This window comes from Mycetocola manganoxydans, assembly GCF_003667545.1.
Lineage (GTDB): Bacteria > Actinomycetota > Actinomycetes > Actinomycetales > Microbacteriaceae > Mycetocola_A > Mycetocola_A manganoxydans.
In genome coordinates, this window is sequence record NZ_RCUV01000017.1 from 71,027 (window position 1) to 93,878 (window position 22,852).

Annotated in this window: 22 protein-coding genes; 4 read left to right on the top strand and 18 right to left on the bottom strand. The window is 66.2% G+C overall.

Annotated features, from left to right (window positions below; all coding sequences use genetic code 11):
- Positions 1–25 precede the first annotated feature (25 nt).
- Genes D9V29_RS12470 through D9V29_RS12480 form a run of 3 tightly spaced genes read left to right on the top strand, consistent with a single transcriptional unit; the run spans position 26 to position 3,153 of the window.
- Positions 26–1,249 (top strand): ABC transporter substrate-binding protein, encoded by a 1,224-nt coding sequence (locus tag D9V29_RS12470; protein ID WP_121673676.1) that lies wholly within the window; start codon positions 26–28, stop codon positions 1,247–1,249.
- Between the two features lie 24 nt (positions 1,250–1,273).
- Positions 1,274–2,239, top strand: coding sequence for a carbohydrate ABC transporter permease (locus tag D9V29_RS12475; protein WP_121673655.1), 966 nt, complete (start codon positions 1,274–1,276; stop codon positions 2,237–2,239).
- Positions 2,236–3,153: a carbohydrate ABC transporter permease gene (locus D9V29_RS12480; protein ID WP_121673656.1), complete on the top strand. Its 918-nt coding sequence runs from the start codon at positions 2,236–2,238 to the stop codon at positions 3,151–3,153. The genes D9V29_RS12475 and D9V29_RS12480 overlap by 4 nt, the downstream gene beginning before the upstream one ends.
- Before the next feature lie 14 nt (positions 3,154–3,167).
- Here the strand turns inward: D9V29_RS12480 and D9V29_RS12485 are convergent, their stop codons facing one another.
- On the bottom strand, positions 3,168–4,760 hold the full coding sequence (locus D9V29_RS12485) for an HNH endonuclease signature motif containing protein (protein ID WP_121673657.1): 1,593 nt from the start codon (positions 4,758–4,760) through the stop codon (positions 3,168–3,170).
- Between the two features lie 153 nt (positions 4,761–4,913).
- Between D9V29_RS12485 and D9V29_RS12490 the strand changes: the two genes are divergently transcribed.
- Positions 4,914–5,507, top strand: coding sequence for a GNAT family N-acetyltransferase (locus D9V29_RS12490; RefSeq protein WP_121673658.1), 594 nt, complete (start codon positions 4,914–4,916; stop codon positions 5,505–5,507).
- 59 nt (positions 5,508–5,566) lie between these two features.
- On the opposite strand, the gene D9V29_RS12495 is transcribed toward D9V29_RS12490, so the two are convergent.
- From D9V29_RS12495 to D9V29_RS12570, 17 genes are all read right to left on the bottom strand, one after another.
- Positions 5,567–6,466 carry an NUDIX hydrolase gene (locus tag D9V29_RS12495; RefSeq protein ID WP_121673659.1) on the bottom strand — a complete coding sequence of 300 codons (900 nt, stop codon included), beginning with the start codon at positions 6,464–6,466 and terminating at the stop codon, positions 5,567–5,569.
- 40 nt (positions 6,467–6,506) lie between these two features.
- Positions 6,507–8,015, bottom strand: coding sequence for a ribosome biogenesis GTPase Der (gene der, locus D9V29_RS12500; protein WP_121673660.1), 1,509 nt, complete (start codon positions 8,013–8,015; stop codon positions 6,507–6,509).
- 41 nt (positions 8,016–8,056) lie between these two features.
- On the bottom strand, positions 8,057–8,725 hold the full coding sequence (gene cmk, locus D9V29_RS12505; protein WP_121673661.1) for a (d)CMP kinase: 669 nt from the start codon (positions 8,723–8,725) through the stop codon (positions 8,057–8,059).
- Positions 8,726–8,728: 3 nt separating this feature from the next.
- Positions 8,729–9,838 (bottom strand): prephenate dehydrogenase, encoded by a 1,110-nt coding sequence (locus D9V29_RS12510; protein WP_121673662.1) that lies wholly within the window; start codon positions 9,836–9,838, stop codon positions 8,729–8,731.
- Positions 9,839–9,848: 10 nt separating this feature from the next.
- Positions 9,849–10,718 (bottom strand): pseudouridine synthase, encoded by an 870-nt coding sequence (locus tag D9V29_RS12515; RefSeq protein WP_121673663.1) that lies wholly within the window; start codon positions 10,716–10,718, stop codon positions 9,849–9,851.
- A complete protein-coding gene (gene scpB, locus D9V29_RS12520) occupies positions 10,684–11,301 on the bottom strand; it encodes an SMC-Scp complex subunit ScpB (protein WP_121673664.1) in 618 nt (205 codons plus the stop codon). The genes D9V29_RS12515 and scpB overlap by 35 nt, the downstream gene beginning before the upstream one ends.
- On the bottom strand, positions 11,291–12,151 hold the full coding sequence (locus D9V29_RS12525; RefSeq protein WP_373294853.1) for a segregation and condensation protein A: 861 nt from the start codon (positions 12,149–12,151) through the stop codon (positions 11,291–11,293). The genes scpB and D9V29_RS12525 overlap by 11 nt, the downstream gene beginning before the upstream one ends.
- Positions 12,135–13,019: a ParA family protein gene (locus tag D9V29_RS12530; protein ID WP_229790570.1), complete on the bottom strand. Its 885-nt coding sequence runs from the start codon at positions 13,017–13,019 to the stop codon at positions 12,135–12,137. Before D9V29_RS12530 ends, D9V29_RS12525 begins: the two co-directional genes overlap by 17 nt.
- A 109-nt stretch (positions 13,020–13,128) precedes the next feature.
- The gene (gene xerD, locus D9V29_RS12535; protein WP_121673678.1) at positions 13,129–14,034 is read right to left on the bottom strand and encodes a site-specific tyrosine recombinase XerD; all 906 of its coding nucleotides are present in this window, start codon (positions 14,032–14,034) and stop codon (positions 13,129–13,131) included.
- A 2-nt stretch (positions 14,035–14,036) separates the two neighbouring features.
- Complete coding sequence (locus D9V29_RS12540; RefSeq protein WP_121673666.1) at positions 14,037–14,675, bottom strand: NUDIX domain-containing protein; 639 nt, start codon at positions 14,673–14,675, stop codon at positions 14,037–14,039.
- A complete protein-coding gene (pyrG, locus tag D9V29_RS12545; protein ID WP_121673679.1) occupies positions 14,668–16,353 on the bottom strand; it encodes a CTP synthase in 1,686 nt (561 codons plus the stop codon). The genes D9V29_RS12540 and pyrG overlap by 8 nt, the downstream gene beginning before the upstream one ends.
- 9 nt (positions 16,354–16,362) lie before the next feature.
- The gene (recN, locus tag D9V29_RS12550; RefSeq protein WP_121673667.1) at positions 16,363–18,084 is read right to left on the bottom strand and encodes a DNA repair protein RecN; all 1,722 of its coding nucleotides are present in this window, start codon (positions 18,082–18,084) and stop codon (positions 16,363–16,365) included.
- The gene (locus D9V29_RS12555) at positions 18,077–18,994 is read right to left on the bottom strand and encodes an NAD kinase (protein WP_121673680.1); all 918 of its coding nucleotides are present in this window, start codon (positions 18,992–18,994) and stop codon (positions 18,077–18,079) included. The genes recN and D9V29_RS12555 overlap by 8 nt, the downstream gene beginning before the upstream one ends.
- 5 nt (positions 18,995–18,999) lie before the next feature.
- Entirely contained in the window at positions 19,000–19,839 is an 840-nt protein-coding gene (locus D9V29_RS12560; RefSeq protein WP_121673668.1) for a TlyA family RNA methyltransferase, read from the bottom strand.
- Positions 19,836–19,994 (bottom strand): hypothetical protein, encoded by a 159-nt coding sequence (locus D9V29_RS14980; RefSeq protein WP_183085011.1) that lies wholly within the window; start codon positions 19,992–19,994, stop codon positions 19,836–19,838. Before D9V29_RS14980 ends, D9V29_RS12560 begins: the two co-directional genes overlap by 4 nt.
- A gap of 21 nt (positions 19,995–20,015) precedes the next feature.
- The gene (locus D9V29_RS12565) at positions 20,016–21,044 is read right to left on the bottom strand and encodes an HAD-IIA family hydrolase (protein WP_121673669.1); all 1,029 of its coding nucleotides are present in this window, start codon (positions 21,042–21,044) and stop codon (positions 20,016–20,018) included.
- Complete coding sequence (locus D9V29_RS12570; RefSeq protein WP_121673670.1) at positions 21,016–22,704, bottom strand: primosomal protein; 1,689 nt, start codon at positions 22,702–22,704, stop codon at positions 21,016–21,018. Before D9V29_RS12570 ends, D9V29_RS12565 begins: the two co-directional genes overlap by 29 nt.
- Positions 22,705–22,852 lie beyond the last annotated feature (148 nt).

Sequence of the window (22,852 nt, forward strand, 5' to 3'; positions counted from 1 at the left end):
ATTCGCATCGCGCTTCAGCCTCGCCATGGCGGGCATCATCGGCGTATCAGCCGCACTGACCGGGTGCGCCAACTCCGGCGGCGGCGCAACCGAGATCACCTTCCACATGAGCAAACCGGAGGCGATCCCGTACTTCCGCGACCTGGTCGCCCAGTTCAACGAACAGCAGTCCGAGGTCGAGGTGGAGCTCGACACCGCATCGAACCTCTCCGCGGGATTCCTCCGCGGCAACCCGCCCGACGTCGGACTCCTCAACTACAACATGGAGATGTCGCGCTTCATGGAACGCGGCGCTCTCTCCGACCTCTCCGACATGGCGGAGGCGGACCGCATCCGTCCCGAGGTGCAGGACCTCGTCGACCAGTACGCGACCTACCCGGGTCGAACGAGCGTGCTCCCCTATTCTGTCGCCGCGGCATCCGTCATCTACAACGTCGACATCTTCGAAGAGAACGGGATCGACATCCCGACGACGTGGGACGAACTAATCGACGCGTGCGAAACCCTCGAAGCAGCCGGCGTCACGCCGATCTTCAGCACGTTCCAGGAGCCGTGGACCATCGCGCAGGGGCTCTTCGACTACACCGTCGGAGGATCCGTCGACGTCGCCGACTTCTTCGAGCAGATGAACGAACTCGGCACCGAGGTCGGCCCGGACTCCCCCGTCTCGTTCCAGAAGGACATGACGGAGCCGGTTAAGAAGATGGTGGAGCTTGCCGGGTACTCAAATGAGAACGCCGCGAGCCGCACCTACGGAGACGGAAACGTCGCCTTCGCCAACGGCGAAGCAGCCATGCTGATGCAGGGTCCGTGGGCACTCGGCGAGATCGCGAAGACCAACGACGAACTCAACCTCGGCACCTTCCCGCTTCCCGTCACCGACAACCCCGATGACCTCAAGGTGCGGGTGAACCTCGACCTCGCCCTGTGGATTCCCGAGATCAGCGACGCTCAGGATGCCGCGCGCACGTTCGTCTCGTTCCTCATGGAGCAGGACACCATGGACGAGTACAACGCGACGTACCTCGGTTTCGGAACGACGACGGATGCTGCGCCCGTCACCGATGAGCGGATCCTCGGCATGCAGGAGTACTACGAGGACGGGCGCTTCTACCTGGGGGCGTCACAGCGGGTGCACCTGAGCATCCCGACCGCCAACTACATCCAGGCGATCGCGACCGGCGCCGACATCGACTCGACGCTCCGTCGCCTCGACGCCGACTGGGCACGACTCGCTCTGCGGGACTGACGAAAACATCAGGAGGGAAACGACATGACCACTCCCATCACCCCGGCGTCGGCCTCAGCGGGATCTCTCGTCGACAAGACTGAACACGGTCAGGGCGACCACATCGCCGGCTCCCGTTCGAAGCGTGGCAAACCCCGGGTCGATCCGGTCTACTACCTGTTCCTGCTGCCAACCCTGATCCTGTTCACCCTCGCCATCACGCTCCCGGCGATCCTCGGGATCTTCTACAGCTTCACCAACTTCATCGGTTTCGGTGACTGGGAACTGGTCGGCTTCACCAACTACATCGCGGTGTTCTCCGACCCCGCGATCCTCTCGAGCTACGCCTTCACATTCGGGTTCGCGATCGTCACGGTGATTCTCGTCAACGTGATCGCGTTCCTCCTCGCGGTAGCCCTGACATCCCGCATCCGGTTGAAAACGCCACTGCGCGCGGTCTTCGTGATCCCCATGGTCATCTCCGGCATCGTCATCGCGTTCGTGTTCAAGTTCCTCTTCTCGAACTCGGTTCCCGCGTTCGGTTCCGCCGCCGGAATCGGCTGGTTGTCCGAGTCGATCCTTGCGAACGAGAACCTCGCCTGGCTCGCGGTCGTCATCGTCACGACGTGGCAGTCGATCCCCGGTGCCCTCTTGATCTACATCGCAGGGCTGTTGTCGATTCCGGGTGAGGTCTATGAAGCGGCGGACATCGACGGCGCCAGTGCCTGGGTGCGACTGCGCTCGGTCACCCTCCCGCTCGTCGCCGGATATGTGCTGATCAATGTCATTCTCGGCTTCAAGAATTACCTCAACGCCTATGACGTCATCGTGGGTCTGACCAACGGCGGGCCGGGCACGTCGACCCGCAGCATCGCGATGACGATCTTCACCGGATTCACCGGCGGCGACTACGCGTACCAGATGGCAAACGCCACGATCTTCTTCATCATCGCGGTCATCATTTCGATACTCCAACTTCGGCTCACCCGTGGAAGGGCGGCACTCTCATGACGCAGGAAAGCACGAAGCCGCTCGCTCCGGCGACGGGTTCCTCGCCAAAGACGACCGGCTCAACCAGCCGCCGCAAACGCGGCAAGGTCGGTCAGGAGACCACCAACTGGCCGGTCATGATCATCCTCTTCCTGTGCTCGCTGACGGTGCTGCTGCCGTTGTACGTGACCATCTCGATGTCGATGAAATCAACAAAGCAGGCCGTCGACGGCAATGCGTTCTCACTTCCCGCTCCGTTCGACTTCTCTGGCTTCGCGGAGGCGTGGGAACTCACCAACTTCCCCGTCACGTTCACGATCTCCGTTCTCGTGACGATCGGATCGGTCGTCGGGGCAGTTCTCCTCTCCGCGCTCGCGTCGTACGCGATCGTGCGCAACTGGGAGCACCGCCTGTTCCGGTACTCGTTCTTCTACCTGCTCGCGGCGATGTTCCTGCCGTTCCCGGTTGTCGCACTCCCCCAGATTCAACTGACCGGCCTGGTCGGCCTGGCGAACCCGGTCGGTGTGACGATCCTGCACATCATGTTCCAGCTGTCGTTCAGCATCCTGCTGTTCACCGCGTTCCTGCGCTCGATCCCCCTCGAACTCGAGGAGAGCGCGCGGATCGACGGGGCGACGACGTGGCAGACATTCTGGCAGCTGATCTTCCCGCTGCTCGCGCCGATGAGTGCGACGGTCGCCATCTTCGCCTTCCTCGCCTCGTGGAACGACTTCATGATGCCGTCACTGATCATTGCGGATGCTTCGCAACAGACGATCCCGGTGGTCCAGAACATCTTCCAAACGCAATTCAGTACGAACTACAACGTCTCGTTCGCGTCATACCTCATGGCGATGGCGCCCGCGATCATCGTGTACCTGTTCACCCAGCGCTGGGTGATGGAGGGCGTCACGCAGGGGGCGGTCAAGGGCTGACGTGCGCGCGCTCGTTAGAACGGCGGAGCTTGCTCGGAGTCGGGTGATCTGGCCGACGTAGGTGGGTCTGGGTGCGTAACCTGTCCGGACGCCCGGTTGCCGGGCGGCGGTTCGGGTGGCGTCAGCAGCACTTCGGGTTCGGTGACATAGGTACGCCCGCCCGGTGAGGTCCACTCCAACAGGCCCCCACCGCGTTGCTCTACCCGCCAGGTGGTCTGGTGCTTCAACCGATGGTGTTTAGGACAAAGATGCGACAGGTTCTCGCACTCGGTCGGACCACCGAACTGGTGATCCTTCGTATGGTCGAGGTCACAGTGCTGGGCGGCACGGTTGCAGCCGGGGAATCGACAGGTTCCGTCGATATAGCGAAGGTACCGTTTCATCGCTGTGGTCGGACGGTACGTCGTGCTGTCGAACGCGATCGGAGCTCCGGTTTTCGGGTCGGTGAGCATGCGGTACCAGGTGTTCGACTGGCCAGCGAGTGCTCGAGCGGTATCCGGATCGATCGGGCCGTATCCCTCGAGCATCGCCGGTTCATCGGTGAGTCCCAGAAGAGTGAGCGCTGGCACAGTGACCGTCACCGTCGGACGAATCCACCCGAACGCAGTGCCCGACCCACGTCTGGTGCCTGACTCGCCGCTCCGGAGCGGCCCAGGGACCACAATCGGGCTGGGATCGCCGCCGACGCCGATGCCGGCATCCGTTTTGGTGTCGTGAGCGTGCGCGACGAGATCACCATCACCCGACAGTCCAGCGGATACGGCGTCGGTGAAGACATCCGCGGTCAGCTGCGTGAGAGTGCGCGGGTCTCCCGAGCCTTTCACCGCTTTCGCGTACTCGCGAGCAGCCGAGTAGATGGAGGTGGCCTCCGGAGCGGTCGTATACAGGCTGAGCCACGCCATGCCGTCATCCGCAGGTTCGAAGCAGAGGCAACGGTCTCGCTCCGATCTCGCAGCCCGCGCGGAGATGGATTCCGGGTCGAGGCGCTCGCGCAGCCGACGAGTCTTTACCCGGAGCTTCGCCACCGTCACAGTGCGGGCGTACCCCAGCGCCTGCTCTTCGAGCACCAGCGCCGCCTCCGGCGCGAGTGTGTTGGTCTGATCGATGAGGACCTGGGCGTGGCGGTACGAGATGTCTCCCTCGCGCAGCGCCGCCATGGTCGCCGGCAACCGGTGCATCAGGGCTTCGGCGTCGGTGACCATGCCGACGACAGTGGATTCCGGCATCCGCAGCGCACACGCCAGCTCGGCGACGAGGGAGCGTCGTGCCATCTCGCGTTGCTGCGCCTCTGACAGCTCTGAACCGAGCACCTGAACACCGTGCAAGGTTGCCTCGGACAAGCGACGAGCTTCGTCAATGCGCTCGATCCTCCACGCCTGCTGTCGATTCGCGGATCGGTCGAGATGGGCGATCTCATCGACAATGCTCGAGCAGCCGTCGGCGAGTGCCCCGCTGTACGTGGACTCGATCGAAGACAGATTCAGAATCGGAGACTGCCACTGGGCGCTGTCGAACTCGTCCCACGAGACGGGCACCGGCGGAACGCCGAAGCTCGCTGACTCACCCGACGACGACGCGTCTCCTGGTGGTTCCTTGGGGTTCTCCATGGCTTAAGTTTTCCAGTGACCACCGACATTGAGGCGCCGGATAAGCGCGCAAAACGGCCGGTGTGAATAACTTTCTGAGATTCTTTTCTGTGGAGGAATGATCCCGTCTTCGGGGCCCTCGACCTGCCGGTCCCGCTCCCCTAGGCTCTCGTCATGACGAACGCAGCCATCGATATCGTCTCCGTGACGGATGCCCCGTGGCACGACGTGCAGAGAGTTTTCGGCACCCGTGGCGACCCGTCGAGTTGCTGGTGCCAGTACTTCAAGATGAGTACCGAAGAGTGGAAGACCGCCAGCCGTGAGACCTGTGAGCCGCTCCTGAAACAGCAGGTGAAGGAACTCGACCCGGCGCCGGGCATGATCGCCTATCTCGAGGGTGAACCGGTCGGCTGGTGTGCCGTCGAGCCCCGCCCGAACTACGGCCGGCTCGACCGCACCCGGGTGATCAGCGGGAGTCCCGAAGCCTCGGACGACCCGTCGGTCTGGTCAGTGACCTGTTTCGTCGTGCGGGTCGGGTTCCGCAAACGTGGCATCGGGCGCGCGTTGCTCGGCGGTGCGATCGAGCATGCGCGACGCGGAGGGGCACGGCTCGTGGAGGGGTACCCGGTGGATCCATCTCAACGTGCGAAGGTGACATCCGCCGAGCTGTACTACGGGATCGTGTCACAGTTCGAAGCGCATGGCTTTCGCGAAGTATCTCGCCCGACGCCGGATCGCGCGGTCATGCAGCTCGAGTTGCGGGTATAGCCACGAGAGGAGTCTCGACGCGGCCGCGACGGGCCTACCCGCCCAGCGCATCCAGCTGCTTACCCGTCCAGCGCGTCCAGCTGCTCGAGGAGCCACCCGGCGCCACGGGTCTGCGCACCGAGCGCCTCGACCCGCGCCCGCAGCTCCCGGTCACTCGTGACGACGGTGACGGATGCCCCTGGCCGGCCCGCAAGCCGCTCCACTTCGTGAACGATCCGGGAGTCTCCGTCGGTGTCGGCCCGGACCACACCGAAGCGCTCCCCCGGCTCCACCGAGGCGCCGTTCGCCTGGCCCTCGAGTACAGCGAGAACCTCGGGCCACCAGTGTGTCTGCCCAAGCTGGAGCGCTTCGGCCGGCATCCCGAGCCCGGCGAGCGACCGCAACTGCGCGCCGAGGCGCTCGGCAGCGCCGGCGCGGTCCTTCCACCAGCCGTCGGGGCGTGAACCGACGACGTTCGCCATATCGACGACGAGAACCGGGCGCACAGCGAGGTCGCGGCGAAGCGACGCCCACATCCGTTCGAATCCGGGGTGAAGCGGCAGAGCATCGACCTCATCGACCGGGACCCAGCGGATCTCGAGGCTCTCGGGGTCCGAGACGGTCGGCTCGAACGGGGCGATCACATCGGCGACCACGGTCACGTACGACCAGATGTCGAGGTCGAGGGTGTGACTGAAACGCGACCGGACGGCATCCGGAACGACGGCCGCCTCTTCGCTCGCCTCACGGATCGCACCGTCGACGGCAGCCTCGCCCTCGTGACGGGCACCACCGGGAAGACCCCAGGTGCCACCGAAGTGACTCCACAGGGCTCGATGCTGAAGGAGCACGCCACGATCGGGGTCGACGGCGAGAAGCCCGGCAGCACCGAAACGTCCCCAGTACTTGGAGCCGTCGTCGGCGAAGACCCAGGCGTCACCCGGGTTGCGGGGATGCGGGGGCACGAACTCGGAAGTCACTTCTTCAGCTTCTCACGAGCCGTGCATCACCAGCTGGGGGTTACGTGCGCTTGCGCTTCTCGCGTACGCGCATGTTGACGTTGATCGGGCTGCCTTCGAATCCGTAGATCTCGCGCAGGCGACGCTGGATGTAGCGACGGTAGCCCGGGTCGAGGAATCCGGTCGTGAAGAGCACGAATGTCGGCGGACGACTCGACGCCTGCGTACCGAAGAGCACGCGGGGCTGCTTGCCTCCACGCACGGGGTGCGGGTGCTCGGCGGTGAGTTCGGCGAGGAACGCGTTGAACTTGCCAGTGGGGAGGCGGGTGTCCCACGACTCGAGCGCGAGCTCGAGGGCAGGAACGAGCTTCTCCATGTGCCGGCCGGTGCGGGCGGAGATGTTGACGCGGGGAGCCCAGGCGACGTGCGCCAGGTCCTGCTCGATCTCACGCTCGAGGTACCGGCGACGTTCGTCGTCGAGGAGGTCCCACTTGTTGAACGCGAGAACGAGCGCGCGGCCGGACTCGAGCACGAGGTCGATGATCCGGATGTCCTGCTCGGAGATCGGCTCGGAGACATCGAGCATGACGATGGCAACTTCGGCCTTCTCCAGCGCGGCGCTCGTGCGGAGCGTTGCATAGAAGTCGGCACCCTGCTGCAGGTGCACGCGGCGACGGATGCCTGCGGTGTCGACGAAACGCCAGACCTTGCCGCCGATCTCGACCTGCTCGTCGACGGGGTCACGCGTGGTTCCGGCGAGTTCGTTGACGACAACGCGCTCTTCACCGGCAGCCTTGTTGAGCAGGCTGGACTTGCCGACGTTCGGCCGGCCGAGGATCGCGACGCGGCGGGGGCCGCCGACTTCGTCCTTGGCGACGGCCGACACCTTCGGCAGCTTGGTCATGATGAGGTCGAGCAGGTCAGCGACACCGCGGCCGTGCAGAGCGGAAACCGGGTACGGCTCACCGAGTCCGAGGGACCAGAGGGATGCCGCATTCGGCTCCTGGCGGACGTCGTCGACCTTGTTCGCGACGAGGAAGACGGGCTTGTCCATCTTGCGGAGCAACCGCACGACCTGCTCGTCGGTCGCGGTGGCGCCGACGTTGGCGTCCACGACGAACAGAACGGCGTCGGAGAGGTCGATCGCGACCTCGGCCTGGGCGGCGACAGAGGCATCGATGCCCTTGGCGTCGGGCTCCCAGCCGCCGGTGTCGACGAGGGTGAACTGGCGTTCGTTCCACTCGGCCTTGTACTTCACGCGGTCACGCGTGACGCCGGGGGTGTCCTCGACGACGGCTTCACGCCGGCCGAGGATCCGGTTCACGAGCGCGGACTTGCCGACGTTCGGGCGACCGACGATGGCCAGCACCGGCAGAGCGGGAAGGTAGCGGATCGCGTCGGGGTCCTCGCCTGCGGCGTCGAGGATCTCGAGGTCGTCATCACCGAGGTCGTAGTCGGCGAGGCCGGCGCGGAGCGCTTCGGCCCGGCGGTGCGCGAGGTCCTCGTCGAGGGCCCCCATCCGCTCGGCGAGCTGGTCGTCCAGCTCTTGTGTGTCTTCAAAATCAGCCATAGTGGTCTCTCTCTGCGATCTGCACCCGGGCCCGGGTCGATCTAGGGTTTTTGCGAAGTACGGATCACATCGAGCACGGCGTCGACGGTCTCGTCAAAGTTGAGTGTGGTGGAATCGACGGTGGTGACGCCAGGTGCGGCGGTCATGAAGTCGACGACGCGCGAATCTGCGCGATCACGCTTTTGCAACGCACTCGCAACCTCCGAAGCCGATTCGGATGCAAGTTCAGCAGAGCGTCTAGACATTCTAGCCTCTTCGGTGGCCGTGAGCAGAATGCGGGCTGTGGCATCCGGAGCGACGACCGTGGTGATGTCGCGGCCTTCGACCACGATGCCGGGTGCCATGGAGTCGCGGATGATGTCGCGGAAGATCCCGGTGACGTGAGCGCGCACCTCGGGAACGCGGGCGATGTTGCTCACGACGGCGGTGACACGGGGCTCACGGATGCTGTCCGTCACGTCGGTCTGCCCCACCCGCACGTGGTACCCGATCGGGTCCGTGCCGATGGTGTAGTCGAATCCGCCGAGCGAGGAGACGACCGCAGCGGCATCCGCCGAGTCGATCCCGGCGTCGAGGATGTACCAGGACAGCGCACGGTAGGCCGCACCGGTGTCAAGGTAGTCGAAGCCGAGCCGTGTGGCGGCCGCTTTCGACACACTGGATTTGCCGCTGCCGGCGGGGCCGTCGACGGCCACTACTGTTTTGGTCATCGTTCAGACGCTCGCAATCCGCCAGCCGCGCGCTTCGAGGTCTTCGATGGTGCGCTGCTGGACTTCGGGAAGAACGGCGATCTCGGCGAGGCCGATCTGAGCACCCGGGGAGTGCTCGAGCCGGAGGTCTTCCATGTTGACCCCGATGTCACCGAGTTCGGTGAGGAGAAGTCCGAGCTGCCCCGGCCGGTCGTCGACCATGACGACGATCGAGGCGTAGCGACGGTCCTGGCCGTGCTTGCCCGGCAGCCGAGCGACACCGGTGTTGCCTGCGGCAATGGTGTCGGCGAGGGTGCGGCGGGCACCGGGAGCATCCGGTGAGCGAAGGGCGTCTGTGACTTTGGCGAGGTCGGCGGCGATTCCGTCGAGAACGTCTACGACGGGGCCGGCGTTCGAGCCGAGGATCTGCACCCACAGTTCCGGTGCACTGGAGGCGATGCGGGTGGTGTCGCGCAGGCCCTGGCCGGTGAGCCGCACGGCGGAGTCAGGGGCGCTGACGAGCTGCTTGGCGAGGATGCTCGCGACGAGCTGCGGAACGTGGGAGACAAGGCCGACCGACCGGTCGTGTTCCTCCGGCGTCATCTCGATCGGTGATGCGCCGAGGTCGAGCGCGAGGTCCTCGATGAGGGCGAGGGCGTCCGGAGGTGTTTCGTCGTCGCGGCAGATCACCCAGGGCCGGCCGAGGAACAGGTCGGCGCGCGCCGAGATCGCTCCCCCGCGTTCCCGCCCGGCGAGCGGGTGCGACCCGATGTAGCGGGTGAGGTCGACGCCGCGATCGGTGAGGGCACGGAACGGTTCGAGCTTGACGCTCGCGACGTCGGTGATGACCGCGCCGGGGAACCGGGCGAGTTCGGCCTCGATGACGGATGCCGTGACATCCGGTGGCACGCTGACGACGACGATGCTCGGGTTGTCGCCCGGCTGCTCGGGGCGGCCGGCGCCGTAGTCGACGGCGAGACGCAATTGTGCCGGTGAAGAATCGGCGAGGATCACGTCGATGCGCTGGTTCTGCAGCGCGAGGCCGATGCTCGCACCGAGGAGCCCGGCGCCGACGATGCGGACCTGGCCGGTGAGGCGAGGGGCGTTCGGGCGGCGCTCTGGGATGTCGTTCACGAAGTCTTCTCTACTCGGCTGGTTCGCTGGCGGCGGCTGGTTCGATGTCGGCGTCGGGGCCGTTCTGCAGCTGCGACTGCCGGGAGATCGTCAGCAGTTCGCCGAGTTCCACTTTAGTCAGGTCGCGGGTCTGGCCCGACCGCAGGGTGCCGAGGTTCACCGGGCCGAACTGGCGGCGGACGAGCGCCTGGACTGGGTGTCCGACGGCCGCGAGCATCCGCCGGACGATGCGGTTCTTGCCGGAGTGCAGGGTGATCTCGACCATGCTCGACTCGTCGCCGTTCGGGGCGGTGCGGGTGTCGAGCAGTCGCGCCTTGTCTGCGGCGATGACACCGTCGTCGAGTTCGACGCCTCGCGTGAGCTTCTGGATCACCTGGGCGGTGACCTTGCCGTTCACCTTGGCGATGTACGTCTTGGTCACGCCGAATGACGGGTGGGCGAGGACGTGTGCGAGGTCGCCGTCGTTGGTGAGGATGAGCAGTCCGCTCGTTTCGGCGTCGAGGCGGCCGACGTTGAACAGCCGCTCCTCGTAGTCCTTGGTGTACTGGGTGAGGTCAGGGCGTCCGCGTTCGTCGCTCATGGTGCTGACGACGCCGACGGGCTTGTTGAGCACGACGTAGCGCTTGGTGGTGTCCAGCTGCACCGCGACGCCGTTGACCTCGACGTGGTCGGTCTCGGGGTCGATCCGGCGACCGAGCTCTTTCACGGTCTCACCGTTGACGCGAACGCGCCCTTCGGTGATGTACTGCTCGGAGACCCGGCGGGAGGCGACGCCGGCTGCGGCGAGTACCTTCTGCAGGCGGACGCCCTCGGGGGCGTACGGGTCGTGCGCGGGGATGTCGGGGTTATCGGAAATCACTGTCAAATCCTTCGGAGCCATCGGCGAGCAGGGGTGAAATGGGTGGGAGCTCGTCGAGCGAGTTGATGCCGAGCTGCTGGAGCATCAGCGGGGTGGTGCCGTAATTGATCGCGCCGGTCTCACTGTCGGTGAACAGCTCGGTGATGAGCCCGCGGCCGGCGAGGGTTCGAACGACCGAGTCGACGTTGACCGCACGGATGGCGGCGATCGAGCTGCGTGGAATGGGCTGCTTGTAGGCGATGACGGCGAGGGTCTCGAGCGCGGCCTGCGACAGCTTGCTCGGGTTTTCGGATGTCACGAAGTCGGCGACGACGTCGTCGTACGTCGCGCGAACGAAGAACCGCCACCCTCCCCCGACCTCACGGAGTTCGAATCCGCGCACGACGGTGCCGTCGACACCGTCGTAGTCGGCGACAAGTCGGTTGATCGCTTCGTGCACGGCCTTCACCGGGCGGCGAAGCGCGGTGGCGAGGCTGACGAGACTCTGCGGTTCGTCGGCGATCATGAGGATGGCCTCGACGGCGCGGTCGAGATCGACGGGAGCCGGCGCGGTTTCGGGCGTCGCGGCATCCGTGTCTGGAAAGTCCGTGGTGTCAATTGTCATAATCTGCTCCCAGATTGGCGAGGTTGTCCTCTGACCAGTTCTCGGCGCTCCAGCGTAACGTGAGCTCGCCCAGCGGTTCGAGTTGCTCGAAGCTGAGGGCCGCGTGCCGGTAGAGCTCGAGCACGGCGAGGAACCGGGCGACGATGACGCCCTTCTGGTCTGCGCCGGCGATGAGCTGCCGGAATGACATCGACTCGCCGGAGCGCAGCATCGCGACGACGTGCGCCGCCTGCTCCCGGATGCTGATGAGCGGCGCGTGCAGGTGATCGAGGCCGACCACCGGGATCTCGCGCGGTGCCATGGCGACGGCGGCGAGGGCGGCGAAGTCTTCGAGGGTGAGGGTCCACACCAGCTCGGGTGTGCGCGCACGGAACTTGTCTTCGAGCCGGACGGACCGCGGATGCCTCGACGCCTCGGCATCGAGGTGGGCGGCGAACCAGCCGGATGCCTCCTTGAAGGCGCGATATTGCAGCAGCCGGGCGAACAGCAGGTCGCGTGCCTCGAGCAGCGCGACGTCTTCGGCGTCGACGAGTTCACCCTGCGGCAGGAGCCCGGCGACCTTGAGGTCGAGGAGGGTCGCCGCGACGACGAGGAATTCGCTGGCCTGGTCAAGTTCGGCGGCGGAGTCGAGGCTCGACAGGTAGGCGATGAACTCGTTCGTCACCTTCGAGAGCGAGATCTCGGTGATGTCGAGTTCGTGCTTGCCGATGAGCGACAGCAGAAGGTCGAACGGTCCCTCGAAGTTGGCGAGAGCGACCTGGAACCCAGCAGACGTGTCCATCGTCGCCGGGGTGGCCGGCGGTGCTGCGGTCGAGCCGTTTACGGCGTGGGCATCAGGCGACAGCGCCACGGGCTACCAGCTCCCGCGCGAGCTTGCGGTAGGCCTTGGCCGACGCATGCTCGGGAGCGAACTCGGTGATCGGGGTGCCGGCCACGCTCGCGTCGGGGAACTTCACCGTGCGGCCGATGACCGTCTCGAGCACGTCATCGCCGAAGGCGTCGACGACTCGCTCGAGCACCTCACGGGAGTGGAGCGTGCGCGAGTCGAACATGGTGGCGAGGATGCCGTCGAGCTCGATCGCCGGGTTCAGCCGGTCCTTGACCTTCTCGATGGTCTCGATGAGCAGGGCGACGCCGCGCAGCGCGAAGAACTCGCACTCGAGTGGGATGAGGACGCCGTGGCTCGCGGTGAGCGCGTTGACGGTGAGCAGCCCGAGCGATGGCTGGCAGTCGATGAGGACGACGTCGTAGTCGGCGCCGACCTTGCGGAGCACACGGGCAAGGATCTGCTCACGAGCGACCTCGTTGACGAGGTGCACTTCGGCGGCGGACAGGTCGATGTTGGCGGGGATGATGTCGAGGCCCTCGACGGACGTGTGCTGGATGGCATCCGTCGCCTCGTGCTTGTTCGACAGCAGCAGGTCGTAGATGGTCAGCGCGTCGTGGGTGTTGACGCCGAGGCCGGCCGAGAGTGCGCCCTGCGGGTCGAAGTCGATGCACAGCACGCGGCGGCCGTAGTCGGCGAGGGCCGCACCGAGGCTGATGGTGGTGGTCGTCTTGCCGACGCCACCCTTCTGGTTGCACAGCGAGATGATGCGGGCGGGGCCGTGGCTCTTCAGTGGAGCGGGGTCCGGGAACTCAGTAAGGGTGCGACCTGTCGGACCTTTTTTCTCGATGGTTTCCTCCACCGAGAAGAGCTCTTCGTTTTTTGTGGCCACCTGGTTCGTCCTCACTCCCGTCGCGTCCCTCGTCTGCTGACTCCTGATTCTAACGGGGCGCTTCCCGGATACGGCGCGGCCACGCGGCATCCGTGCTGGTCCGTTGCGCTCAGCGGGCCCGGGGGTGGGCGGTGGTGTACATGTCGCGGAGGGTGTCTGCGGTCACCATCGTGTAGATCTGGGTCGTCGCGACGGACGAGTGCCCGAGCAACTCCTGCACCACACGGACGTCGGCACCGCCCTGCAGCAGGTGGGTCGCGAACGAGTGGCGGAGCGTGTGCGGTGACACGTGCGCAACGAGGTCTGCTCTCTCGGCCGCCTGCCGGATGATGAGCCACGCGTTCTGCCGTGAGACCCTCTGGCCCCGGATGCCGAGGAACAGGGCGGGCGTCGCCGTTCCCCGCACCGAGAACACCGGCCGGGCGCGCACGAGGTAGGCGTCGATCGCCTCGCGGGCGAATCGGCCGAGCGGCACGATCCGTTCTTTGTTGCCCTTGCCGCGGAGCCGGACGATGTCTTCGTCGAAGACGTCGTCGACGTTGAGCGAGACCGCTTCGCTGACCCGGGCGCCGGTGGCGTAGAGCAGTTCGAGCAGCGCCTTGTCACGCAGCGCCTGGATGTCGTCACCCGCCGCCGCGTCGAGAAGCGCGGTGACCTGGTCGATGCTGAGGGCCTTTGGCAGGCGGCTCGGCAGCTTCGGCGGTTTGACCTCGCGCGCGACGTCGGCCTCGATCCGGCCTTCTTCGAGCAGGAAGCGGTGCCAGCCACGCACCGACGACAGCACCCGGGCAAGCGAGGACGCCGTGAGCGGCGCCTCTTCGCGGCTGCCGAGCTCTCGGACGTACTCCGAGACCTGCTGCTCGGTCACCTCGCCGACCTCGGAGACCCCGCGTGCGCCGAGCCACTCGACGTAGCCGCCGAGGTCCCGGCGGTACGCGGCGATGGTGTTCTCGGCGAGACCGCGTTCGATCGCGACGTGTCGCAGGTACGAGTCGAGGTCGCGGGCGAGGGGCATGGTCAGTCGCCCGGGCGACGGAGTTTCGGATGCCGCGGCCACGGAGCATCCGCCGCGGCGAGAGTGCTCCAGTCGCGTTCCCGACCGAGCTGAGCGGCCATCGTCGCGATGACGAGCGACGGGTTCTGCAACTTGCGCGCGAGGACGGCGTCGACGAGCTCATCGAGCGCGACCCAGCGCAGCTCCATGTCGGCTTCTTCGTCCGTGCGGTCGAATGTGCCGTCGGTCGCCGAGATCCCGCGGGCGAGGTAGATCCGGATCGCCTCGTCGCTTCCGCCTGGGCTCGTGTAGAACTCGGAGAGCACAGCCCAGTCGGTGGCCTGGATGTCGGCCTCTTCGGCGAGTTCGCGCTTCGCCGCGACGAGCGGATCCTCGTCGGCGATGTCGAGCAGGCCGGCGGGAATCTCCCACTCACGCATCCCGACCGGGTGCCTGTACTGCTTGATCAGCAGCACCCTGTCGTTCTCGTCGAGGGCGAAGACCGCGACAGCTCCGGTGTGGTCCACATATTCGCGGGTGATGTCCGAGCCGTTGTAGTCGAACTCGTCGCGGCGGACACCCCACACCATGCCGTCGAACGCCCGCTCGCTCGAGCGGATGTCGACGTCGGTGCGGGTGTCCTCCAGCGGCGATTCAGTCATTGTTCACGTCGAACAGCAGGCTGGCCTGCTTGCGCTCCAGCGCCGCGCCGACGAGGCCACGGAACAGCGGGTGCGCGTTGTTCGGTCGTGACCGCAACTCGGGGTGGGCCTGGGTGCCGACGTAGAACGGGTGCTCAGCGCGGTCCAGTTCCACGAACTCGACAAGCTGGCCGTCCGGGCTCGTTCCGGAGAAGACGAGGCCCGCTTCGGCGATCTGGTCGCGGTAACGGTTGCTCACCTCGTAGCGGTGACGGTGGCGCTCAGAGATCTCCGTCGAGCCGTAGAGCTCAGCGGTGATCGACCCCTCGGCGAGCTTCGCCGGGTACAGGCCGAGTCGCATCGTTCCACCGAGGTCTCCCCCGGCGATGATCTCCACCTGCTCGGCCATGGTCGCGATGACGGGGAACTCGGTGTCCGGGTCGAACTCGCTCGAGCTCGCGCCGGCGAGGCCGGCCTCGTTGCGGGCGTACTCGATGACCATGCACTGCAGGCCGAGGCACAGGCCGAGCGTGGGGATCTTGTTGTCACGGGCGAACTTGAGCGCTCCGAGCTTGCCTTCGATCCCGCGGATGCCGAATCCACCTGGAATGCAGATTCCGTCGAGGTCGCCGAGTGCTTTCGCTGCGCCCTCCGGGGTGTCGCAATCATCGGAGGGAATCCACTGCAGCTTGACCTTGGACTCATGGGCGAATCCGCCGGCGCGCAGTGCCTCGGTGACCGAGAGGTAGGCATCCGGAAGATCGATGTACTTGCCGACGAGGCCGATGGTGACCTCGTGCTTGGGCTCGTGCACGGCCTTCAGCACCGGTGACCACGCGGTCCAGTCGACGTCGCCGGCCTCGAGGCCGAGCAGGTCGATGATGTACGCGTCGAGGCCCTGGTCGTGGAGCACGCTCGGGATATCGTAGATGCTGGGCACGTCGACGCAGTTCACGACGGCCGCTTCATCGACGTCGCACATGAGCGCGATCTTGCGCTTGTTCGACTCGGAGACGGGCCGGTCGCTGCGCAGCACGAGGGCATCCGGCTGGATGCCGATGGCGCGGAGCGCGGCGACGGAGTGCTGCGTCGGCTTGGTCTTCTGCTCACCGGACGCGTTCATGAACGGCACGAGGGAGACGTGCACGAAGAACACGTTCTTGCGCCCGAGCTCGTGCCGCACCTGGCGTGCTGCCTCGATGAACGGCTGCGACTCGATGTCGCCGACGGTTCCTCCGACCTCGGTGATGATCACGTCCGGCTTGGGGTCGTTCGTCGCCTGCAGGCGCATGCGGCGCTTGATCTCGTCGGTGATGTGCGGGATGACCTGCACGGTGTCGCCGAGGTATTCGCCGCGGCGCTCCTTGGCGATGACCGTCGAGTAGATCTGGCCGGTGGTGACGTTCGCCGCCTGGCTCAGGTTGATGTCGAGGAATCGCTCGTAGTGACCGATGTCGAGGTCAGTCTCGGTGCCGTCGTCGGTGACGAAGACTTCGCCGTGCTGGAACGGGTTCATCGTTCCGGGATCGACGTTGAGGTAGGGGTCCAGTTTCTGCATGACAACACGCAGTCCCCTGGCCGTGAGGAGGTTACCCAGGCTTGCCGCCGTGAGTCCCTTGCCCAAAGAAGAAACGACACCACCGGTCACAAAAATGTGTTTGGTCGTGTCGTTTGAAAGGTCCGCGTCAGTAATGTTCACCACGGGCTTTTATCCTATCACCTGAGAAGCTCGGTCTGACCGTGCGAGCGAAAGCAGCTCCTCGGCGTGGGCAAGTCCGGAGTCGCTGTCGGCGAGTCCGGAGAGAAGTCTGGCCATTTCGGCGACCCGGTCCTGGCCGGTCAGCTGGCGAACACTGGATGCCGTGACGGTGCCGTCACTGGACTTCACGACCGCGAGGTGGTTGGTCGCGAATGCCGCCACCTGGGCGAGGTGGGTGACGACGATCACCTGGGCGCTCTCGGCGAGCCGGGCGAGTCGCCGCCCGATCTCGATCGCGGCTGATCCGCCGACACCGGCGTCGACCTCGTCGAACACGAACGTCGGGACGGGGTCTCGGCCGGCGATGACGACCTCGATCGCGAGCATGACCCGCGACAGTTCACCACCGGAGGCGCCCTTGGAGATCGGCCGGGGTTCGGCTCCCGGGTGCGGTTGCATCAGGAAGACGACCGCGTCGCGCCCATGCTGGCCGAGTTCGGGCTGGTCGGTGACGTCGATGACGACGGTGGCGTCCGGCATGGCCAGCGCGGAGAGCTCCGTGGAGATCGCGTCACCGAGGCGGGCCGCTGCATCGCGCCGGATCTCGGAGAGGCGAGTCGCGAGTTCGTCGACGAGCGCGGCATCCGCTTCGACGATCGCGGTGAGTTCGTCGATCCGGTCGGAGTCGCCGTCGAGTTCGAGCAGGCGGGCGTTTCCTGCCTCGTGTGTGGCGATGACGTCATCGATGCCGGGGCCGTACTTGCGCATCAGGATGGCGAGTTCCGCGCGCCTGTCCTGCAGTACTTCGAGTTCCCGGGCGCCGTCGGTGTCGAGCCCGGCGAGGTAACGGGAGAGTTCGAGGGCGATCTCCGAGACGGCGTAACTCGTGCTGGCGAGCTGCTCCCCCAGCGTGCCGAGTTCGGCGTCGTGGGAGGCGACCCGTTCGAGCTGCCTGCGGGCCGCATCCAGCAGGCCGACGACATCTGGACCGTCTGATTCCTCGGCGGAGAGCGCCTCGCGGGCGAAGGCGGCCGCGATGCGGAGGTCTTCGAGGTTGGTGAGCCGTTCGGCGCGGGTCGCGAGTTCGTCGTCTTCGCCCGGCTGCGGCGCGACGGCATCGATCTCGGCGATGGTGAGCCTCAACTCGTCGGCTTCGGCAGCGCGGCGATCGCGTTCCTCGACGAGGGTGTCGCGTTCGGCGGCGTTCGCGACGTAGCGGCGAAATGCGCTCCGATAGTCGGTGAGGACCGATGTGAGGTCGTCTCCCGCGAATCGATCCAGGGCGTCGCGTTGAGCGGCCTGGGAGCGGAGGCGAACCTGCTCGGACTGGCCGTGTACGACGACGAGCTGTTCGCCGAGTTCGGCGAGCACACCGACGGGGGCACTGCGGCCTCCGACCGATGCGCGACTGCGGCCGGAGGCGAGCACGGAGCGGGCGAGGGTGAGCTCGGCGTCGTCGCCGAACGGGTCGACGTCTCCCCCGGCCTCACGCACGCGGTCAGCGATGCTGCCTTCGGCCGGCACGATCCAGCGGCCGTCGACGCTTGTGGAGTCGTTGCCCTGGCGGATCACGCCGGAATCGGAGCGACCGCCGAGCAGAAGTCCGAGTGCGGTGACCACCATGGTTTTGCCCGCACCGGTTTCGCCGGTGATGGCGGTGAATCCTGCGCCGAGCGGAAGGGTGGCTTCGGCGATCACCCCGAGGTCACGGATGCCGATTTCCTCAATCACTGGCAGCTGGCCCCCTCCACCCGGTGACGGGCAAGTGGAACTTCTTCACGAGCCGGTCCGTGAACGGGCTCTCGTGCAGGCGGGCAAGACGCACGGGGACCGATGACCGGCGCACGACGACGCGGGATCCCGGTTCGAGGTCGTGGGTGCGACGGCCATCGCACCACAGCACTCCTGTGCCGTTGGTGCGCTTGAGGACCTCGACCGCGAGCGAAGAGTCGGGGCCGACGACGATGGGTCGCGCGAACAGGGCATGGGCGCTGAGCGGGACCATGGTGATCGCTTCGACGCTCGGCCAGATGATCGGGCCTCCGGCGGAGAAGGAGTACGCGGTGGAGCCGGTGGGTGTGGAGACGACGACGCCGTCACAGCCGAAGCTCGACAGGGGGCGACCGTCGACCTCGATGACGACCTCGAGCATCCGTTCCCTGCTGGCCTTCTCGACGGTGGCTTCGTTGAGCGCCCAGGTCTCGTAGACAACTTTCTTGTCGACCTTGACCCGCACCGACAGCGTGAGCCGTTCCTCGACGAAGTAATCTCTAGCGATGACTCGACGCACGGCGTCCGCGAGGTCGTCGCGTTCACTTTCGGCGAGGAAACCGACGTGGCCGAGGTTCACGCCGAGCATCGGTGCCGAATAGCCGCGAACCATCTCGGCAGCGCGAAGGATGGTGCCGTCACCGCCGAGCACGATGACGAGTTCGAGATCGGCGGGGTCCACCGTCTCGTGCAGGATCACCACGCCATCGAGGGTGAGTCCCGTCGCGACGATCTCGTCGTGCTCATTGCGCTGCAGCACCGGGACTGCCCCGGCATCCTGCAGCTGGGCGATGACCTGCACCGCGGCATCGAGGGAGTCCGACCGGCCGGTGTGCGACACCACGAGGATGTTGCGAGCTTCTGTGCTCATTCCGGTCACACTCCAGCCATCTCGGTGATTCTCTGCATCCATTCTGTCGGATTGACCGCGGCGCCGTCTGGACCGGTGCCCGCGTCGCGCAACCACACAACGTATTCATGGTTTCCGTGGCCACCGATGATCGGGGATTCGATCAGGCCGGCGGTGCCGAGCCCGAGGTCCCACGCGTGCCAGAGAACGGTGGAAATGGCATCCGCTCGCAGGGCAGCGTTCTTGACGATCCCCTCACGGACACCGCCGCGACCGACCTCGAATTGCGGCTTGATGAGCAGTACGAAGTCGGAGCCGGGCGCGACCGAGCGCTGCAGCGGCTCGAGAACGTGGGTGAGCGAGATGAACGACAGGTCGCCGACGACGAGGTCAGGCGCGTCAGAGATTCCGGATGCCCCGGCGAGGCTCTCCGGGGTGAGGTCACGCACGTTGAATCCCTCGACAACGGCGACACGGGGATCGTTCGCGACCTCGGGTGAGAGCTGACCGTGACCCACGTCGAGGGCAATCACGGTACGCGCACCGCGCTCGAGGAGCACCTGGCTGAACCCGCCGGTGGAGGCACCCGCGTCGAGGGCCACCCGGCCTGTCGGATCGACGGGGAACGCGTCGAGTGCCGCGAGGAGTTTGTGTGCTCCCCTGCTGACGTAGTGATCAGCACCGGCGACGACGACGTCCTGGTTCTGACGGACTTTCGTTGCCGGTTTCACGACGGCACGCCCGTCGACCGTGACGAGTCCGTCCGCGATGAGTCGCGCTGCGAGGGTGCGTGAGCGCGCGAGCCCGCGGCTCACGAGTGCGGCGTCGAGGCGCTCGGACGCAGCCGGGGCGGTGTCGTTCGTCACGAGCGAGACGATGCCGCGTCGCCGCCTTCGAGTCGTGCGCGGAGCTCTTCGTGCAGTTGCCCATAGGCCCGGGCGCGTTCATCGAGCGGCTGGTCTTCGACCAGGCGCAGTTGCGACAGCAGGGCGTCGCCGGGTTCCGGCATCTCTTCGCTCACGTCCCTAGGCTACCCGGGTGATCAGGAATACAGCCGTTCCGGCACGTTGAACCCGTAGATCGCCCGGCCGGATGCCCAGATCGCAGCGCACGCGGCGCGGAGCAGGTCGATCGCGGTGTCACCGTCTTTGACGACGACGACATCGTTGCCGACGATCCGGACGACAGCCTTGCCGACGGTCGCCTCGCTGCCGTCGCGTGACATCCGCGTTTCGGGGTACGGCTCGTGCAGCTGGCGCAGGTCGTCGAGGATGAACGTGGGGCGGGAGAACTTGTCTGCCGCGAGGACGTGCTTGGCCTTGTCGATCCCGGTCAGCACGAGCACCGAATCGATGCCTGCGCGGTTCGCACCGACGATGTCGGTGTCGAGACGGTCACCGATGAACAGGGCCTTCTCGGCGCCGAACCGTGCGGTCGCCTCGTCGAAGATCGGTGTCTCCGGTTTGCCGGCGACGGTCGCGAGCCGGCCGACGGCGGTGTGCACCGCCGAGACGAGTGTGCCGTTTCCCGGAGCGATTCCGCGGGCCTGCGGGATGGTCCAGTCGGTGTTCGTCGCGATCCAGGGGATCTCGACGCCGTCCTCGCGCGGGTGCAGCGCGAACGCGGCCTCGGCGAGCTGGGTCCAGCCGACCTCGGGCGCGAAGCCCTGGAGGACGGCGGCCGGGTTGTCCTCCGCTGAGCGAGTGACCGTGTAGCCACCCTTCTCCAGCTCGACGACGAGACCTTCGCCACCGACGACGAGCACCGTCGAGCCGGCCGGGACGTGATCGGCAAGGAGGCGCACGGCAGCCTGCGGGCTCGTCACGACTTCCTCCGGAGCGACCGTCAGGCCGAGTTCGCTCAGGTGGGCGGCCACGGATGCGTCGGTGCGGGACGCATTGTTCGTGATGTACCCGACACGGATGCTCTCCGCCGCGCGGTTGAGACTCTCGATCGCGTGCGGGATCGCGTGGGGGCCCGCGTAGACGACACCATCGAGGTCGGCGAGCAGAACGTCAACGCCCTCGAGCGGCGTCACCGTTTTACTTTTCCTGCCCAGCAGCGGCGTCATTCAGGTTCTCCTCGATGGTTTCGTCAGTGTTCTGAGCGTCTTCGGCCACATCGGCGTCGGTGGACGCGTCATCCTGGCTGTGCAGATCGTCAGCGGCGATGTCTTCTGCGTCGTCTCCCTCGTCAACGGACGCCGGGGCATCCGTCGATTCGGTGACCGTCATCGACTCAGCGTCGATTTCGTCGACAACGGCGGTCTCTTCTTCATCGTCGATTTCGAGGATCTCGAAGACTTCCATCGTCTCTGACTCGTACTCACCGGAACGTTCGGCGAGGGCAGCGGATGCCACATCCGCGCGTTTACGCCACACGGCGGCTTCGTCTGCGCGCTGGAGTTCCTCGAGCACCTCAGCCTGTGCGGAGAAGAGCTCGGGGCTCCACTCGAATGCACGGTCGGGGTTGAGCTCGGGAACCTGCAGTTCCGCGAGGGCGAGGTCGGGCTGGCCGAGGTCGAGTCGGGCGCCGGACATTGCGATGGAGAGGGCGACGCGCACGGCGGGCGACAACGTCGCCCGGTCAACGGTGCGACCGAGTTCGAGGGCACGCTCGGGACGACCGACGCCACGCTCACTGTCGACCATGAGCGGAAGCTGGTCGTTCGACCCGGTGATCCGCCGGTGGGTGCGGAGCTCGCGGAGCGCGAGTGCGTAATCACCGGTCTCGTATGCCGTGATCGCGAGAGTTTCACGGACGACACCGATCCGGCCTGCGCGACGCGCAGCCGAGAGGGCGTGCTGATGCGCGAGTTCCGGATCCTCGTCGATGAGCATCGCAGCCATCGCGAGGTGGCGGGCGACCCGCTCAGCGTTGTCTGTGGTCAGTGTCTTGAGCTCGTTGCGCGACACCCTGTCGAGGTCGTTGGACGTGACGGATACCGGGATGTCCGGGTCATCGTGCTGCGAGCGGACCATGCGCAACTCACGCTGCATCCGCTGCTCTTCGGTGACTTCTTCTTCCTGGCGGAATGCGTCACGGTCTCCGCGCGCGGGCGCGCCGCCGCGGGTCCACAGCTTGTCGCCGCCATCGCGAGCGGGCCGGTCGGAACGCGGTCGATCGCTGCGGGGACGGTCGCCGCGGGGCTTGTCACCGTACGACGGACGATCACCACGCGGCTTGTCACCATAGGACGGACGATCACCACGAGGTTTGTCACCATACGAGGGCCGGTCGCCACGTGGCTTGTCACCGTACGACGGACGATCACCACGCGGCTTGTCACCGTACGACGGACGATCACCACGCGGCTTGTCACCATACGACGGCCGATCACCGGTTCGTGGCTTGCGGTCGCCACCGGCACCACCGGCGCGGGGGCGGTCATCGCGCGCGCCAGATGTCCGCGGCCTGTCACCATACGACGGCCGGTCGCCACGGGGCTTGTCACCGTACGACGGACGATCACCACGGGGCTTGTCACCATAGGACGGACGATCACCACGAGGCTTATCGCCATAAGAGGGCCGGTCGCCACGCTGACGATCGTCGCGACCACCACTCGAGCGCGGGCGATCGCTCCGTGGCGCGGAGTTCCGTGCCCCGGAGGCACCATCCTTGGAGTAGCCCCTGCCGGATCCGCCGTCGGAGCGCTTCGGTGCGCCGCCCTGGCGGTCGTTCGAACTGCGCTCCGGACGCTTGTCCCGATCGTTCGCAGAATCCGACATTGGTACTCCCTATTGTGTTGAAAAGTGTTGCGCGTGTTAAACGCAAAATGGCCACCCGTGCTGGGTGGCCATTTTACTAAGTTAAGTCCGGCGGTGTCCTACTCTCCCACAGGGTCCCCCCTGCAGTACCATCGGCGCAAAGAGTCTT

Excerpts from the sequence above, each read along its gene's own strand:
- D9V29_RS12470 (WP_121673676.1), top strand. The coding sequence starts at position 26 with ATGGCGGGCATCATCGGCGTATCAGCCGCACTGACCGGGTGCGCCAAC.
- D9V29_RS12475 (WP_121673655.1), top strand. The coding sequence starts at position 1,274 with ATGACCACTCCCATCACCCCGGCGTCGGCCTCAGCGGGATCTCTCGTC.
- D9V29_RS12480 (WP_121673656.1), top strand. The coding sequence starts at position 2,236 with ATGACGCAGGAAAGCACGAAGCCGCTCGCTCCGGCGACGGGTTCCTCG.
- D9V29_RS12485 (WP_121673657.1), bottom strand. The coding sequence starts at position 4,760 with ATGGAGAACCCCAAGGAACCACCAGGAGACGCGTCGTCGTCGGGTGAG.
- D9V29_RS12490 (WP_121673658.1), top strand. The coding sequence starts at position 4,914 with ATGACGAACGCAGCCATCGATATCGTCTCCGTGACGGATGCCCCGTGG.
- der (WP_121673660.1), bottom strand. The coding sequence starts at position 8,015 with ATGGCTGATTTTGAAGACACACAAGAGCTGGACGACCAGCTCGCCGAG.
- cmk (WP_121673661.1), bottom strand. The coding sequence starts at position 8,725 with ATGACCAAAACAGTAGTGGCCGTCGACGGCCCCGCCGGCAGCGGCAAA.
- D9V29_RS12515 (WP_121673663.1), bottom strand. The coding sequence starts at position 10,718 with ATGGCTCCGAAGGATTTGACAGTGATTTCCGATAACCCCGACATCCCC.
- scpB (WP_121673664.1), bottom strand. The coding sequence starts at position 11,301 with ATGACAATTGACACCACGGACTTTCCAGACACGGATGCCGCGACGCCC.
- xerD (WP_121673678.1), bottom strand. The coding sequence starts at position 14,034 with ATGCCCCTCGCCCGCGACCTCGACTCGTACCTGCGACACGTCGCGATC.
- D9V29_RS12540 (WP_121673666.1), bottom strand. The coding sequence starts at position 14,675 with ATGACTGAATCGCCGCTGGAGGACACCCGCACCGACGTCGACATCCGC.
- D9V29_RS12555 (WP_121673680.1), bottom strand. The coding sequence starts at position 18,994 with ATGAGCACAGAAGCTCGCAACATCCTCGTGGTGTCGCACACCGGCCGG.
- D9V29_RS12565 (WP_121673669.1), bottom strand. The coding sequence starts at position 21,044 with ATGACGCCGCTGCTGGGCAGGAAAAGTAAAACGGTGACGCCGCTCGAG.
- D9V29_RS12570 (WP_121673670.1), bottom strand. The coding sequence starts at position 22,704 with ATGTCGGATTCTGCGAACGATCGGGACAAGCGTCCGGAGCGCAGTTCG.